Genomic DNA, 15,165 nt, shown 5'->3' with positions numbered 1-15,165 from the left:
CGCGGGCCATGCGGTTGATGCAGCGGGGTCTGACGGAACAGCGTGCATGTGGATCGGCCTGCAATGGCCGCGGCCCCTGGTGGAATGCCGGGGCCAGCCACATGAACGATGCCTTCCGCAAGGCCTTCTTTGACCAACTCGGGCTGATCTCTCTCCAGCAGGAACTCAGACGTCTAAACAACGCTTCATGAACCGCCGTGTACGGAACCGTTCGCACGGTGGTGTGGGAGGAGGGATGCCGAAAAGCTCCCTCCTACCCGATTCAGTTGATCTTGGGTGGTTGGCTGAGATCGGTGGCCGGTGGCGCGGGAGTTGCCGGCGCGGGCGCCGGTGGCTGGCCGGGCAGGCCATTCAGCGGCGGCAAGGTCAGGCCGGGCATCTGTGGTGAAGCGCCGCCCGGTGTTCCCAGCGGTGGCAGCGACAAGCCGTTGCCGCCGAAGCCGGGCACCTCGATCTTGATCGAGTTCGGATCGATCTTCGGCCCCTTGTCGAGCCAATAGGTTACCGATTGTGGCCAGAAAATCACGATCGCAACCAGGATCAGTTGCATGCAGACCCAGGGCAGGGCACCCATGTAGATATCCGAGGTCTTGACGCTGCGATCGGCGATGGAGCGCAAGTAGAAGAGCGCGAAGCCGAACGGCGGATGCATGAAGCTCGTCTGCATGTTGACGCAAATCAGCACGCCGAACCAGATCAGGTCGATGCCGAGCGCCGAAGCAACCGGCGCCAGCATCGGGATGACGATGAAGGCGATCTCGAAGAAATCGAGGAAGAAGGCCAGCACGAAGATGAAGATGTTGACGAAGATCAGGAAGCCGACGGGGCCGCCGGGGATACCCGACAGCATGTGCTCGATCCAGCGCGAGCCATCCATGCCCTGGAAGACGAGGCTGAAGCAGGTCGAGCCGATCAGGATCATCACTACCATCGAGGTGATGTGCATGGTGGAGCGCATCGCTTCCTGCATCAGCGGCCAGGTGAGACGGCGATGGATGGCGGCAAGCACCATGGCGCCGACGACGCCAAGCGCACCGGCTTCGGTGGGCGTCGCCAGTCCCATGAAGATCGTGCCGAGGACGAGGAAGATCAGCACGATCGACGGCACCATTCCCGACAGCACCTTCAGGAGCAGCCCCCAGGTGAAGTCGCCGCGCACTTCCTTCGGCAGCGGCGGCACGGTGGCGGGCTTCAAGATCGACAAGATCAGGATATAGCCCATGAAGATCGCGACCTGCAGGATCGACGGGCCGATAGCGCCGAGATACATGTCGCCGACCGATTTGCCGAGCTGGTCGGCAAGCACGACGAGCACGAGGGAGGGCGGAATGACCTGGGTGATGGTGCCGGAGGCGGCGATAACGCCGGTGGCGAGCCGTGGGCTGTAGCCATAACGCAGCATGATTGGCAGCGAAATGACGCCCATGGTAATGACCGAGGCAGCAACGGTGCCGGTGATGGCACCGAGCACGGCGCCGACAAGGATCACCGCGTAGGCAAGGCCGCCCGGAATGCGGCCGAACAGCTTGCCGGTTCCCTCCAGCAGGTCCTCGGCAAGGCCGCAGCGCTCCAGGATAGCGCCCATGAAGGTGAAGAAGGGGATGGCGAGCAGCAGGTCGTTGGAGACGATGCCGAAGAAGCGCAGCGGCAGCGCTTGCAGGAAGGCTTCGCTGAAATGTCCGGTGGCGATGCCGATAATGCCGAAGAACAGGCCGACGGCAGCCAGCGAAAAGGCAACCGGAAAGCCGTAGAGCATGAAGAGGACCATGCCCACGAACATGGCCGGCGGAATGATGCCGAAATCAAACAATGGTGTTCCTCCCGGTCCGGCTTACTGCAGCGGCTTTTCGTATTTTGTATCGATCAGGATGTAGCCGGTGAGGGCAGCAATCCTCTTGATCAACTCCGAGATGCCCTGAAGGGATAGCAACCCGAAGCCGAGGAGGAGGATGAGCTTGACCGGCCAGCGGATCAGGCCGCCGGCATTGGCGGAGATCTCATGCTGCTGGTAGGAGGACAGGAAGAACGGCCAGCAGAGCCAGGTCAGGAAGATGCAGGCCGGGATCAGGAACACGATCAGGCCGATGATGTCGATCCAGATCTTCGTCTTGTCGGAGACTGCGCCATAGATCAGGTCCACACGCACGTGCTCGTTCATGCGCAGCGTATGAGCAGCGCCCAGCACGACGATGAAGGCGAAGAGATACCATTGGATCTCGAGCCAGCCGTTGGAGCTGTAGTTGAGAGAATAGCGGATCAGCGCGTTGGCGGCGCTGATCAGACAACAGAACAGCACCATGTATTCGGATAGTTTGCCCATGAATTGGCTGACCGCATCGATCAACCGGCTGACGGTCAACAAAGCCGGCATGCCTTCCCCCTTGTTATGTCGCGCGTTTTTATGCGCCTTTTATCTTTTCACCGGTTTAGACCACGGCTTTTCAAATTGAAAGATTAAAGGGGGCGTGTTGGAATATAGTCGTACAGACCCTCCCAGACGCGCGTGGCGTTAGTCGTGAAGCGGCAAGACAACCTGTGGCTAGCCGCTAAGCCCGAAAAACTTCTCCAAATGGCTGCATAAGTCCTTGCAAACGCTAAAATTCATCCCAGGGTTTTGAAAAATTCGACAAAATGTATCGATTACCCGAAATCAATTTTTAAAGGGTTGCGGGTAAGGTTTCGCCGCACAGGGAAAGTATGGATGAAGCCACATAACCCGAACAGGGTCCCTCCCGACGTTTATCTGTCGTTTGTCAGCTCCCTCTTCGGGAATCGCATGACACTCGTCGCGGGCGTCGTCGTGCATGTGGTTGCCTTCCTCGCCGTTGCCCTGAAAACCAGTTCTCCATTCTATGTCGTCCTGTCGGTCGGTTTCCTTGCGGTTTTCGCTGGCCGGATGGTGACCTTCCGCATGTTCGACAAGGTCGACAAGCGGACGCTTTCGCGCGAGCAGATCGAACATTGGGAAACCGTCTACGTCATCGGTGCCGCGTCAACCGCAACGATCCTCGGCATCGGCAGCGGTTACGCGATCTTCATCCTGCAGGATCCGTTCGCCGAGCTCGCCTGCATCGCGGTCACCATGGCGTCGATGGTCTCCGTCGTCGGCCGAAACTATGGATCGCAAAAGGCGATCGACCTGCAGACGCTGGCCTGCTGTCTGCCGATGATCATCTGCAGCCTGATGGCGCTCGACTTCTATCGCGCGATCCTGTCGGCTTTCCTCATTCCGTTCGGCCTGACGACGCGGGCAATGGCCAACGGCGTGCGCGAGTTCCTCTATGAGAACGTCATTGCGCGTCGCGAGATCTCGATGATCGCCGACCGCTTCGACACGGCACTCAACAACATGCCGCATGGCCTGGTGATGGTCGATCCGGAAAACCGTATCCAGGTTATCAACCGCAAGGCCTGCGACCTTCTGAAGATCGGCGACCATGAGCGGCTGAAGGAACGCGACCTCGGCGCGGTGCTGCGCTACGGCGCCCGCTACAGCTTTATGGATTCCACGCAGCCGGAGCTGATCCTGCGGCAGATGACGCATGTCGCCGAGGGCAAGCTTTCGCGCACGCTGATTCACTTTCCAGAGGATCTGTCGCTGGAGTTTTCGGCGAGCCGCCGCGCCGATGGCGGTGCCGTCTTGATTTTCGAAGACGTGTCGAGCCGCGTGAAGGCGGAGCAGAAGATCCTGCACATGGTTCGCTTCGATGCGCTGACCGGTCTGCCGAACCGCGAATACTTCAGCCATCTCGTGCAGGACTACCTGACCAAGCACCAGAAGAAGCGCGGCCCCGTCGCCTTCATGGTTCTCGATATCGACGAGTTCAAGCATGTTAACGATATGCGCGGCCACATCACCGGCGACCGGTTGTTGTGCGCCATCGCAAGCCGTATCGCAAAGCAGGCGGGCAAGGCCATCGTCGGCCGCTTGATGGGTGACCAGTTCATTCTCTTCTTCCCGCATGCGAAGGACATGGCCACGCTCGACGCGGAGATTCACCGCTTCCACGAGAGCATCCAGGGCAATTACGAGGCGGATGACGTCACCTTCCTCGTTTCGCTGAGTGCCGGCTTTGCGATCCTGGAAAGCGATGCCTTCGCGATGGAGGAGTGGAGCATCAAGGCTGATCTCGCCCTCTTCGAGAGCAAGTCGAAGCAGCGCGGTGGCATTGCCGGCTTCGAACGCGAGATGGACGGTCGCTATATCGAGCAGCAGAAGCTCAAGGCGGATCTGCGCGAAGCGATCGGCAACCAGGGTCTGAGCGTTGCCTACCAGCCGATGTTCAAAGCGGACGGAACGCGCATAGAATGTGCCGAGGCGCTGGCGCGCTGGGTGCATCCCGAGAAGGGCGCGATCCCACCGGATGTCTTCATTCGCCTTGCCGAAGAGATGGGCATCATCTCCGAGATCACCCGCTCCATCCTGATGAAGGCGTGCAAGGACTGCATGAACTGGCCGGATCATATCGCGGTTTCGGTCAACCTGTCGGCGCGCGATCTGCGTGACGCCGACATTCTTGCCGTGGTCGCGGAAGCGCTCGAGGCCTCGGGCCTCGAGCCAGCGCGACTGCATCTGGAGATCACCGAAAGCTGCCTGATCGACGAGCCGGCTGCGGTGCGCGCGATCCTCGCCGAACTGAGGGCACGCGGGATCACGATTGCGATCGACGACTTCGGCACCGGCTTCTCCAGCCTCAGCTATCTCGACACGCTGCCGCTCGACATCGTCAAGATCGACCGCTCGTTCCTGCGCAACATCGTCGAGGACGGGCGTCGGCTCAAGCTGCTGCGCGGCACCGTCAACCTGGCGCGCGAACTCGGTCTGAAGATCGTCACCGAAGGTGTCGAGACCACCGAGCAACTGGCCTTGCTCAACAAGTATCGCGCCACCGATCTCGTGCAGGGCTACGTTTTCTCGCCGGCAGTTCCGGCGCAGAACATCGCCATCCTCTCCCAAAGCCTCAGCCGCCGCACGGCGCCGCGTCGTCGCTCGAAAGTTGCATAAGCCCGCTCGCTCTTGCAGCCGAGGATGCATCGCGCAAACGCAGCGCCGTTAACCTTAACAATTCAAATATAATGCAAATTCTCGCACCGTTCTTGCTCTTCCGCTGGTTCCATATGATTAATGCTTCGTTAACAGGCGAACCGAGCAACTATGGCAGACAACCCTTTAAAGACGAGTGATTTCAGCAGCAAACTCCTCGAAATAATGAACCACGTCGAATACCGCCGCGTCGAAAGCGGCGAGGATATGGAAGAGGTGGAGCGCCTGCGCTACAAGGCCTACAAGGCCCGTGAAGTGCTTCCAGTCGCCGCCAAAAGCATGATCGACGAGGCCGACTTCGACAGTCAGGCCTATGTTTTTGGACTGTACTATTATGAACAGCTCGTCAGCACGATCCGCATCCATCACGTGACCCCGGACCATCGTGTCTCACAATCGGGCGGTATCTTTCCGGTGGAAATGGATGCGTTTCTGGATGCCGGACTGAGCCTGATCGATCCGGCGCGCTTCGCTGCGGATCCGGAACTCAGCACGGAAATGCCGTGGATTCCCTATCTTACGCTGCGTCCGAACATCGTCGCTGCCGCGCATTTTCGCGCGGACCGTGTGATGCAGCACGTGCGCCCGGCGCATGCGGCCTTCTACAAGCGTGTCTTCTATGCCGATACCGTCGTCGCGAGCCGCATGACCGAGACCTACGGTTTCGATCTGACGCTGATGGCGACCAATGTCATCGAGGTCGGCCGAAAGCTCCTGACGCGCTATCCCTTCTTCATCTCCAGCGCCAGCGAACAGCGCATGATGTTCTCGCGCACTCCCAATGACACGCTGCCGCCGCTCACCATCATCCCGACGGCACGTTTCATGGCTGAAGGCGATCTCGGAACCGATCTTCCGCTGTGATCCCATCCGCTTGAATTTGGCTGAGAATGCACGCCTGCCTGCGGCATTCTCATGCATTGCGCTTTATCATAGCTTTGTGTAATCCCTCTGCAGGGAAATTCCCTCGCGGGATCGAGGGAATCACGGCAGTCGACCGGCCGCATTGCTTTATCGGCCGGGAAGTTTGAGGGAGACGATATTCATGGCTGAGCATCACACCGGACCTGCCGAAGTTGGCGCGCCGATGGATTACAAGGAACATGAGCAGACTTACAGCATGTTCCTTGCCGCAGCGAAGTACGGCACGCTGTTTCTTGTCGCGCTCCTGCTCGGCATGACCGCTGGCTTCTTCACCGGTGCTGGCTTCCTTGGCGGCCTCGTCGTCCTGCTGATCGTCTTTATCGCTGGCCTCGTTCTGCTGCGCTAAGCGCGGCGTGGGAGGGGCGCTTTTCCAGAGCTTTGACTGAATGTTCGGACTGAGCAGGGAGGACCTGCGGCAGGCTGGCTGACCCGGAGGAGGGGGCGGTTGGGCAACATTGTTTTTGTCGCCAAAGAAACCACGGGAGATGAGACGCGCGTCGCCGCGTCCGTCGAAACCGTAAAGAAGATGGTAGGGCTTGGGCTCGACGTCGTCGTCGAGGCCGGAGCGGGGACCAAGTCGAAAATTCCGGATGCGGAGTTCGAAGCGATCGGTGCACGGATCGGCTCCGTCGGTGCTGCGGCCACGGCCGATGTAGTGCTGAAGGTGCGCCGTCCCACGGACGAAGAGATCGGTGGCTACAAGAGCGGCGCGATCGTGATTGCGGTCATGGATCCCTACGGCAACGACGAAGCGATCGCCGCCATGGCCAAGGCCGGGCTCTCCAGCTTCGCCATGGAACTGATGCCGCGCATCACGCGCGCGCAGTCAATGGACGTTCTTTCCTCGCAGGCAAACTTGGCAGGCTACCAGGCAGTCATCGAAGCGGCGGCGGTGTATGATCGGGCCATGCCGATGATGATGACGGCCGCCGGCACCGTTCCGGCGGCCAAGGTCTTCGTCATGGGCGCCGGCGTTGCCGGGCTGCAGGCGATCGCCACGGCTCGTCGTCTCGGTGCTGCGGTCTCGGCGACCGACGTTCGCCCGGCGGCGAAGGAACAGGTTGCTTCCCTGGGTGCGAAATTCATCGCCGTCGAGGACGAAGAATTCAAGGCGGCCGAGACCGCTGGCGGCTACGCCAAGGAAATGTCCAAGGAATACCAGGCGAAGCAGGCGGTTCTTGTGGCCGATCACATCGCCAAGCAGGACATCGTCATCACCACGGCGCTGATCCCCGGACGCCCGGCACCGAAGCTGGTGTCGCGCGAGATGCTGAGGTCGATGAAGCCGGGTGCGGTTGCCGTCGACCTCGCCGTCGAGCGCGGCGGCAATATCGAAGGCGTCAAGCCGGGCAAGGTCGCAGACGTCGACGGCGTGCGCGTTATCGGCTTTGCAAACATGGCCGGCAGGATTGCCGCCAGTGCCTCTCAGCTCTACGCCAAGAACCTCGTCACCTTCCTCGAGACCATGGTCAACAAGGAAACGAAGACGATCGCCCTCAATCTCGATGACGAACTGATCAAGGCGACGATGCTGACGCATGCGGGCAATGTCGCGCACCCGGCGTTCGGCGGCGCGAAGAAGGGGATAACTGATGGCCAGTGAAGCAATGGACAAGGCGCTGGAGCAGCTGAACCAGGCTGTAAATGCGGTGACGGCTGCTGCCGCTCATGCCCCCGAAGCGGCAAGTGCCGCAACCGGCGGCGCGATCGATCCCTTCGTGTTCCAGTTCGCGATCTTCGTGCTGGCGATCTTCGTCGGCTATTACGTCGTCTGGTCGGTGACGCCGGCGCTGCACACGCCGCTGATGGCTGTCACCAACGCGATCTCCTCGGTTATCGTCGTCGGTGCGCTTCTGGCGGTCGGCATTTCGACGAGTGGGCTTGCGACCGGCTTCGGCTTCATCGCGCTGGTCCTCGTCTCCGTGAACATCTTCGGCGGCTTCCTTGTCACCCAGCGCATGCTGGCGATGTACAAGAAGAAGGACAAGTGAGGACCGCATGACCAGTATCGCAGCCTTCCTCTATCTTGTTTCCGGGGTTCTCTTCATCCTGGCATTGCGCGGACTTTCTCATCCGGCCACCAGCCGCAAGGGCAATCTCTACGGCATGGTCGGCATGGGGATCGCCATCCTCACAACGCTGACGCTGGCAACGCCGTCCTTCGGCGGTTTCGTGCTGATCGTTCTCGGCCTTGCCATCGGCGGCGGTGCGGGCGCCTATATCGCCCGCGTCATTCCGATGACTTCGATGCCGCAGCTGGTCGCCGGCTTCCACTCGCTGGTCGGCCTTGCCGCCGTGCTGGTGGCGGCTTCCGCGCTCTACACGCCGTCATCCTTCGGCATCGGCAACATCGGTGAGATCCATACCGAGGCGCGGATCGAAATGGCGCTCGGTGTCGCGATTGGTGCGTTGACTTTCACCGGCTCGATCATCGCCTTCCTGAAGCTTGACGGGCGCATGTCCGGCAAGCCGATCCTCCTGCCTTTCCGGCATCTGATCAACGCCGCTCTCCTGGCGCTGATTGTGCTCTTCATCATCGGCCTGGCCGCGACGGAAAGCCATGTTGACTTCTGGGCGCTCGTCGCGCTGTCGCTGGCGCTCGGCGTGCTTTTGATCGTGCCGATCGGCGGCGCCGATATGCCTGTCGTCGTGTCGATGCTGAATTCCTATTCGGGATGGGCGGCGGCCGGTATCGGCTTCACACTCGGCAACCTGGCGCTGATCATCACCGGTGCGCTCGTCGGCTCTTCCGGTGCGATTTTGTCCTACATCATGTGCAAGGGCATGAACCGCTCGTTCATTTCGGTCATCCTCGGAGGCTTTGGCGGCGAAACGGCTGCAGGCGGCGCGGACAATTCCGACAAAACGGTCAAGCTCGGCTCGGCGGAAGATGCCGCTTATCTAATGGCGAACGCCTCGAAGGTCATCATCGTTCCAGGTTATGGCATGGCGGTGGCGCAAGCGCAGCATGCACTTCGTGAAATGGCCGACAATCTGAAGAAGAACGGTGTCGAGGTGAAATATGCGATCCATCCGGTCGCCGGCCGCATGCCGGGCCACATGAACGTACTGCTGGCCGAAGCGAACGTGCCTTACGACGAGGTCTTCGAACTCGAGGATATCAATTCGGAATTCGCGCAGGCGGATGTCGCCTATGTCATCGGCGCTAACGACGTTACCAATCCGGCGGCGCGCGACGACAAGACCTCGCCGATCTACGGCATGCCGATCCTCGACGTCGACAAGGCCAAGACCTGCCTCTTCGTCAAGCGCTCGCTCGGCTCCGGCTATGCCGGCATAGACAATACGCTGTTCTATAAGGACGGCACGATGATGCTGCTCGGCGATGCCAAGAAGGTGACCGAGGAAATCAACAAGGCGATCGGCCACTGAGGCCTCGTCAGGTTGCTGATCACAGCGAGGGCCCGGCTTTCGATCCACGCCGTTGTTTTGCCCCGTAACCGGCAGAATGGTTGGTTCAATCGGACTGACGTTGTGTTCTTAGGCGACGCATCGCTCCACGGGAATAGAAAGGAGAGAGGCAGGGGCCTCTCTCCTCCCCGGCGCGACCTGCGATCAGGTGGCAGCCGGCGCCAGCGTCAGTTTCTCCACGCCGAGCGCGAGGTTCAGGCCTTCCTGGGCCTGCACGTTCAGTGGCTGGAGCATGAAGGATTGGTTTGTACCACCGGCAATCACCTTGGCACCCGCACCCGCGCCGAAGCTCGCATCGGCTCCTACGCCGTAATACTCACCGGCCAGCGCGTAGTCGGGAATATCGGTTCCGGTCTTGGCCAGAACCTGCCATATCATGACTGTCTTGCCGGTCTGGCCGACATCCAGGCCGAATTTCTGAATCTTTCCGGCATAGACGACCTTGGGTCCGCCTTCCGCCGGCGTGTAGGTGCAGAGCAGGTTCTTCTGCGAGGTGAAGATCAATCCCTGACCGCCCTCCGATCCGCAGACGAGCTGACCGAGCGCGATGTAATTTGCGGCACTTGCCGGGTTTGCGATGGCGGCTACTGCGGCAGCCGCCGCGGCAATCATCGTTTCCCTGAACATGGTCTTCTCCTTTCGAGTAGCCTTTCCGAAACGAACGTTCGGCGGGATTGTTCCGTGGCCTATGCACGCTCCAAAGTGCGGCGAGGGGCCGTCAATGCCCAGTAAAAGCCTTCCGGCGGGAAGTCGATTTCGATGGTGCCACCAAAAGCGGCAGCGGCGTGGTTCTTGATGATCGTCGTACCAAAGCCTGAGTTCTCTGGCGCGCGCGCGGGCGGACCGTCACGCTCCTCCCATGCGAAACGAAGCATGGGTTCGCTACGCTCTTCGTCTCGCACGTTCTGCCAGCTCAGCAAAACACGGCCATGCGGCACGGAAAGGGCACCGTATTTCACCGAATTCGTTGCCAGCTCATGCAGAACGAGGCCGAGGTTTTGCACCACCTCGGGCCTCAGCGTGAAATCCTTGCCCGATATCTCGACCTGCTCGGCAGCCTGCGGAAAACTCTTGAAGTGGATGTCGATCACCCGCCGCAGCGATGCGCCTGCCCATTGCTCGCTGGTGAGCAGATCGATCGAGCGTGAAAGGCCTTCGAGGCGATCGACTACCGCTGCCTGGTATGCCTCGACACTGTCGGCGCGCTTGGCGACCTGGCGCATCATCGCCTGCACCAGGGTCAGCAGGTTCTTGGTGCGGTGCACGAGTTCGTTCATCACGAAGTGCAGGCGGTCCTCGGTCTGGCTCCGGTCGAAAGAGGCATTGGAGAGCGCGACCGCGACCTGGTTGGCCTCGATAACGCTGGTCTCGATCGGCGCCACGATGTGGCCTTCGCCCATGCGATTGGCCATGTCGGCGATCGCGCGGATCGTCGTGCGGACCTGGCGCGCTACCACATAGGCGGCCAGAATCGCGACAAGCATCAGCGCCAGGCCGCCGATGACCAGAAAGCGCCATGTCGTCAGTATCGACGCCTGCGCCGTGGCGACGGGTCCCCAGATCACGGCCTTCCAGGACCAGCCCGGAATCTGTGCATAGCCCAACATTGCCCTCGGCAGGACCTGCCTATCTTCGTAAACGCCGCTGGAATTGACCAGCGACGGCAGGATGCTCGGATTGAAAGGTTGGCCGAAGCCGATATTCGTGGCGCCGGCGGAGGCCACAACATGGCCGCCCTGATCGATGACCGCGGCGGACCAATCGTTCGGGAGGCCTTCCGTGGTGACGAGCCTCGCAAGGTCCCTGGCGTTCTGCGTGATGATCAACGCCCTGACCTTGCCGGTCTGCATCGGCATGGTGACGTTGTAGACGAATTCGCCGCTCGTTCGCCCCATGAACACGTCGGAGGCCTCGATCCTGCCGGATTTGATAGCCGCTTCGACAGACGGGAGATTGCCAGCCTTGCCAAGAGGCTCGCCATAGTCCCGGCGGGTGTTCAGGAGCTGCTGCCCGTTTTCGTCGATGGCGATGACATACAGATTGTCTGCCCGCAGGGATATTTCGGTGCGCGCGTGGAAGGCAGCGAAGTCGTTGCTCTCCAGTTCCGGCGAATTCGACAGCAACCTTAAAGTTGTAGCCATGTCCTGAAGCTGGCGATCGATGGACCGGGCGAGAGCGGTGGCATCCTGCGCTGTTTCACGCTTCAAAATCGAGCGCTGGTTGTCTTCCAGCTGCGCCAACAGAAGTGCCACGAGGGCGAAAATCGGCAGAGCCGTCGCAAGCGCCATCGCGATCAGGTAAGTCCCGATCGACGCCTTCGGAAAGAAGCGGATGCGGCCTTTCATGAGCCTATACTGCGCTGGTTTACGCGGCCGAAAACGCCGGCGCGCCCGCCGCTTACGGGCATGAAAGCAAAAAACTGGATCACCGCAATTGCCCTCAACGCGCCCCGGCTCTCCTGATAGCCTGCTATCGAAACGACTGCATGTTAGGGACAGGTGTTGCTCCTTGCAACACACTAAAACATGTCGCCTGGCAATTCGCAAATTTTTGTTCGATTTGTGGTTTCAGCCAAATCTTCCGAGGCGGAAGGAAGCGAGAAATGGATCCGCATCACCCGAAAGAATCTCGTTAGACGCGAGTAGACCGACGAGCGGCGCGAGCGTCACCCCGGAGTGCAGCACGGTAATATAAAGGCCGCTCTGGCCGCAATTGCCGATGATCGGGAAGCCGTCCTTGGGCGTCGGACGGTAGCCAACGGTGAAGAATTCCATGCTCAGCCGGTCGCTCTCCGTCAGGCTGTCCTTCATCTTCGCAAAGAGTGCCGAGGCCGTCGCGTCCTGGTCGGCGCCCGGATCGGTGCCGCCGAAATCGGAGCCGGCGATGATGCGGCCGTCGGCCGTCTGGCGCATATGGAGGTCGGTCGCCATCACGAGGCCGTTCAGCCGCTTCTCGAATGGACGGGAGTGGACGATCAAGCCGGGCGGCGCCCCCAGGGGAAGTGTGACGCCGACGGAGGCAGCGAGAGGCGCACTGCCGGCGCCGGCCGCCAGGACAACATGGTCGGCGCCGATAATACCGGCCGATGATACGACCCCGGAAATCCGTTCGCCACTGCGAATAAATCCATCGACGGCAGCGTTGACGAACTTGGCCCCTTTGGCTTCCGCATCGGCGAGCAGCAGCCGCGCTGCCGCCACCGGCTCAACCGCGCCTTCCTCCGCGACCAAGAGAGCAGAATCGGGCAGCTGCTTCAGGTAAGGCTCGCGGGCCGCAATGGCTGCGCGGTCCAGCTGTTCGATGCCATAGCCCCACGACGCATGCTCGACGGCAAACGCCTCGAGCCGATCGGGCGGCAGGTCCCAGCAGATGCCGCCGCACCAGGACAGCGGCAATCCGGGGAGCTCGCGGGCCAAACGCTTCCATTCGGCCATGGAGCGGCGGCGAAAGTGAAAATAGAATTCCGGGTTGCCCCAGCTCGCATTGATCCAGGCAAAGGAACTGGTGGTGGCTACACCGCCGATGTCCTCGGCAACGACAGTGACGGCGGCGCCCTCACGCGTCAGGTGCCAAGCGATGGAGGCACCGACAATGCCGGAACCGACGACGACTACATGCTGTTTGGCTGTCATCGTCGGTCTCCTGCTTATGCCTTAGCCGGTCGTCGCTGCGCCTACGCGGGCCAGGCCGTCCTTCGCCGGCTGGTACTTTGGATCGAGACCGATCGCATGACGGTAGGAGCGGGCCGCCTTGTCCTTTTCGCCGCGACGCTCGTAAACCAGCGCCTGATTGGCCCAGGATTCGGCGACATTCCCATTGAGCTCGATCGCGTGATTGAAGTCGGCAAATGCGTTGTCGTCGTCGTTCAGCGCGATGTAGGAGATGCCGCGACCGTTGTAGGGTTCCGGCGCGTTCGGCGAGAGCGAGATCGCCTTCGAAAAGTCGTCGATCGCCTTATCCTGATGATTGCGCTTCTGATAGATCAGGCCGCGATTGTGATAGGCGCGGCCATCGGTCGTGCCGTTCTGAATCGCCTTGTTGAAATCGTTGAAGGCAGCATCGTCCTGGCCGGCGGTGCGGTAGACGTTGCCGCGGCCGATCAGTGCCACGTCGTAGTTCGGGTTGATCTGCAGCGCGGTGCTGTAGTCCTGAATCGCCTGCTGCTGCTGGCCCATGTTGCGGTAGACCAGCGCGCGGTTGGCGTAGGCCTGGTAGAAACGCGGGTTGAGCTGTAGCGCCGTATTGAAGTCGTTCAACGCTTGGCGGAAATCGCCGCCGCGGCCATAGGCTGAGCCGCGAACGTTGTAGCCTTCCGGATCCTTCGGATTGGCATTGATCACAGAGGTCAGCGAGGCGATGTTTTCCTGCGAGCCCTGCGCCTTATCGATGCGGATGATGGCATCGGACGTGTTGCTTGTCGTGCAGCCAGCAAGGCCTAGCGCGGTGACGATTGCGAAAACCGGTAGAACAGCGATTTTCGGCGAACGCAGAGAGCGGGTCTTGGTGATGTCAGCCATACGGGCTTGTTTTCCCCCAGTGCAGCCGGTCCGTTTCAAGGACGGGCTTCAGCAGCAATTAAAAAGGCGGCGGCGAATAGATCGCCCCCGCCAACATGCATCTGAAAACGTCGAAATAACGACAGCTACGCTTAGCGTGCGACGAGACCTTCGCGCTGTGCCCGCTTGCGAGCCAGCTTGCGAACACGACGAACGGCTTCGGCCTTCTCGCGAGCGCGCTTCTGCGACGGCTTTTCGTAGTAGTCGCGCATCTTCATTTCGCGGAAAATACCTTCGCGCTGCATCTTCTTCTTAAGAGCGCGGAGAGCCTGATCGACATTGTTATCGCGGACAAGTACCTGCACGAGAATCACGTTCCTTTGGTTTGGTTGGTGCCGGCGTCGGCAAGGCGCCAGAGGCAAAAAATATACGGTTCGCGCGGCCGGAGCCTTGCGATTGAGGATGCGGATAGCAGAATGGCGGGTGGAAGTCCATATGCTCTCGCGGTTCTTGCCGCAAAAAACCGCCGCTTGTCCCCAGTGCCGCCCTTATTTGAGACCACACAAGGCGGCTATCCAGCATAGCTGGGTGTCCCTGACGCGTCGCGGATTGGCGTTGGCCGACCTGCCTGAACCTAAATAGCCCGCTTCCTTGCCTTGTTTATTCCGCAGTTTGCGTTATATGTAAGTCATCGACTGTTGGTTGTGACCTTTGTCAAAGAGCGCGAAGCTCCGTCAGATTTCCTCTCAAAATCGATCTTAGCCTTGTGAATAGACGCATGGCAGTAACGACCATTGAAAGGAGATCGTTATGAATTCAGGTACCGTTAAGTGGTTCAACAGCACCAAGGGCTTCGGCTTCATTCAGCCGGATGACGGAAGCACGGACGTTTTTGTTCATATTTCTGCGGTTGAACGTGCTGGTCTGGGCAATTTGTCCGATGGCCAGAAGATCACCTATGATCTGGTTCGCGACAAGAAGTCCGGCAAGAATTCTGCCGACAACCTGCGAGCAGCCTAATCTCATTCGGCCCGGCTGACCACGGATGTACTGGCAGCTGAGAGCCTGATGGCGAAGGTCGGGGTTAAACCCGGCCTTTTATGCTTTTTGACGATCAAGACAGTTCGGTGAGACCAAATGGCACGAATGCCAAGATACGCTGTCGGCGACAGTATCGTTCTGAAGGACGGTTTCGTTCGTACCGAAGAGGCGAGCAGGACCTGTAAGATTGCGGCGATTCTTCCGTCTGACGGCAGCCGCCCGCAATAT

The 15,165-nt window shown here is 60.3% G+C and carries 14 protein-coding genes and 1 pseudogene; 8 read left to right on the top strand and 7 right to left on the bottom strand.

Annotation, left to right across the window (positions count from 1 at the left end; all coding sequences use genetic code 11):
- Window positions 1-191: pseudogene (locus FHT71_RS31215) on the top strand (group II intron reverse transcriptase/maturase); the annotation flags it as partial.
- Window positions 192-262: 71 nt separating this feature from the next.
- On the opposite strand, the gene FHT71_RS09360 reads toward FHT71_RS31215, so the two are convergent.
- Window positions 263-1,810, bottom strand: a complete 1,548-nt coding sequence (locus tag FHT71_RS09360) for a TRAP transporter large permease subunit (RefSeq protein WP_007797659.1) — start codon at window positions 1,808-1,810, stop codon at window positions 263-265.
- Window positions 1,811-1,831: 21 nt separating this feature from the next.
- Window positions 1,832-2,371, bottom strand: a complete 540-nt coding sequence (locus FHT71_RS09355) for a TRAP transporter small permease subunit (protein ID WP_007797661.1) — start codon at window positions 2,369-2,371, stop codon at window positions 1,832-1,834.
- Between the two features lie 330 nt (window positions 2,372-2,701).
- Between FHT71_RS09355 and FHT71_RS09350 the strand changes: the two genes are divergently transcribed.
- The 6 genes from FHT71_RS09350 to FHT71_RS09325 all read left to right on the top strand — a co-directional run bounded on the left by FHT71_RS09350 (window position 2,702) and on the right by FHT71_RS09325 (window position 9,361).
- Complete coding sequence (locus tag FHT71_RS09350; protein WP_183719523.1) at window positions 2,702-5,005, top strand: EAL domain-containing protein; 2,304 nt, start codon at window positions 2,702-2,704, stop codon at window positions 5,003-5,005.
- Window positions 5,006-5,155: 150 nt separating this feature from the next.
- The gene (locus tag FHT71_RS09345; protein WP_088692114.1) at window positions 5,156-5,908 is read left to right on the top strand and encodes a hypothetical protein; all 753 of its coding nucleotides are present in this window, start codon (window positions 5,156-5,158) and stop codon (window positions 5,906-5,908) included.
- Between the two features lie 181 nt (window positions 5,909-6,089).
- On the top strand, window positions 6,090-6,314 hold the full coding sequence (locus FHT71_RS09340) for an aa3-type cytochrome c oxidase subunit IV (RefSeq protein ID WP_007797669.1): 225 nt from the start codon (window positions 6,090-6,092) through the stop codon (window positions 6,312-6,314).
- A gap of 99 nt (window positions 6,315-6,413) precedes the next feature.
- On the top strand, window positions 6,414-7,571 hold the full coding sequence (locus FHT71_RS09335) for a Re/Si-specific NAD(P)(+) transhydrogenase subunit alpha (protein WP_132589127.1): 1,158 nt from the start codon (window positions 6,414-6,416) through the stop codon (window positions 7,569-7,571).
- Window positions 7,561-7,959, top strand: a complete 399-nt coding sequence (locus tag FHT71_RS09330) for a proton-translocating transhydrogenase family protein (protein WP_007797674.1) — start codon at window positions 7,561-7,563, stop codon at window positions 7,957-7,959. Before FHT71_RS09335 ends, FHT71_RS09330 begins: the two co-directional genes overlap by 11 nt.
- Window positions 7,960-7,966: 7 nt before the next feature.
- A complete protein-coding gene (locus FHT71_RS09325; protein WP_007797677.1) occupies window positions 7,967-9,361 on the top strand; it encodes an NAD(P)(+) transhydrogenase (Re/Si-specific) subunit beta in 1,395 nt (464 codons plus the stop codon).
- Window positions 9,362-9,544: 183 nt separating this feature from the next.
- Here the strand turns inward: FHT71_RS09325 and FHT71_RS09320 are convergent, their stop codons facing one another.
- The 5 genes from FHT71_RS09320 to rpsU form a co-directional block, all read right to left on the bottom strand.
- On the bottom strand, window positions 9,545-10,027 hold the full coding sequence (locus FHT71_RS09320; RefSeq protein WP_132589128.1) for a DUF992 domain-containing protein: 483 nt from the start codon (window positions 10,025-10,027) through the stop codon (window positions 9,545-9,547).
- Between the two features lie 59 nt (window positions 10,028-10,086).
- Window positions 10,087-11,745, bottom strand: coding sequence for a sensor histidine kinase (locus FHT71_RS09315; protein ID WP_183719521.1), 1,659 nt, complete (start codon window positions 11,743-11,745; stop codon window positions 10,087-10,089).
- Between the two features lie 222 nt (window positions 11,746-11,967).
- Window positions 11,968-13,032, bottom strand: a complete 1,065-nt coding sequence (locus tag FHT71_RS09310) for an FAD-binding oxidoreductase (RefSeq protein ID WP_132589130.1) — start codon at window positions 13,030-13,032, stop codon at window positions 11,968-11,970.
- A gap of 21 nt (window positions 13,033-13,053) precedes the next feature.
- Window positions 13,054-13,917: a tetratricopeptide repeat protein gene (locus FHT71_RS09305; protein WP_132589131.1), complete on the bottom strand. Its 864-nt coding sequence runs from the start codon at window positions 13,915-13,917 to the stop codon at window positions 13,054-13,056.
- A 131-nt stretch (window positions 13,918-14,048) separates the two neighbouring features.
- Window positions 14,049-14,261, bottom strand: a complete 213-nt coding sequence (gene rpsU / locus FHT71_RS09300) for a 30S ribosomal protein S21 (protein ID WP_003585885.1) — start codon at window positions 14,259-14,261, stop codon at window positions 14,049-14,051.
- 445 nt (window positions 14,262-14,706) lie between these two features.
- Between rpsU and FHT71_RS09295 the strand changes: the two genes are divergently transcribed.
- A complete protein-coding gene (locus FHT71_RS09295; RefSeq protein WP_007797690.1) occupies window positions 14,707-14,916 on the top strand; it encodes a cold-shock protein in 210 nt (69 codons plus the stop codon).
- Window positions 14,917-15,165 lie beyond the last annotated feature (249 nt).

This window comes from Rhizobium sp. BK060, from assembly GCF_014193145.1.
Lineage (GTDB): Bacteria > Pseudomonadota > Alphaproteobacteria > Rhizobiales > Rhizobiaceae > Rhizobium.
Note: the sequence above shows the minus strand (reverse complement) of the source record. Positions and strands in the feature narration are given on the sequence as shown.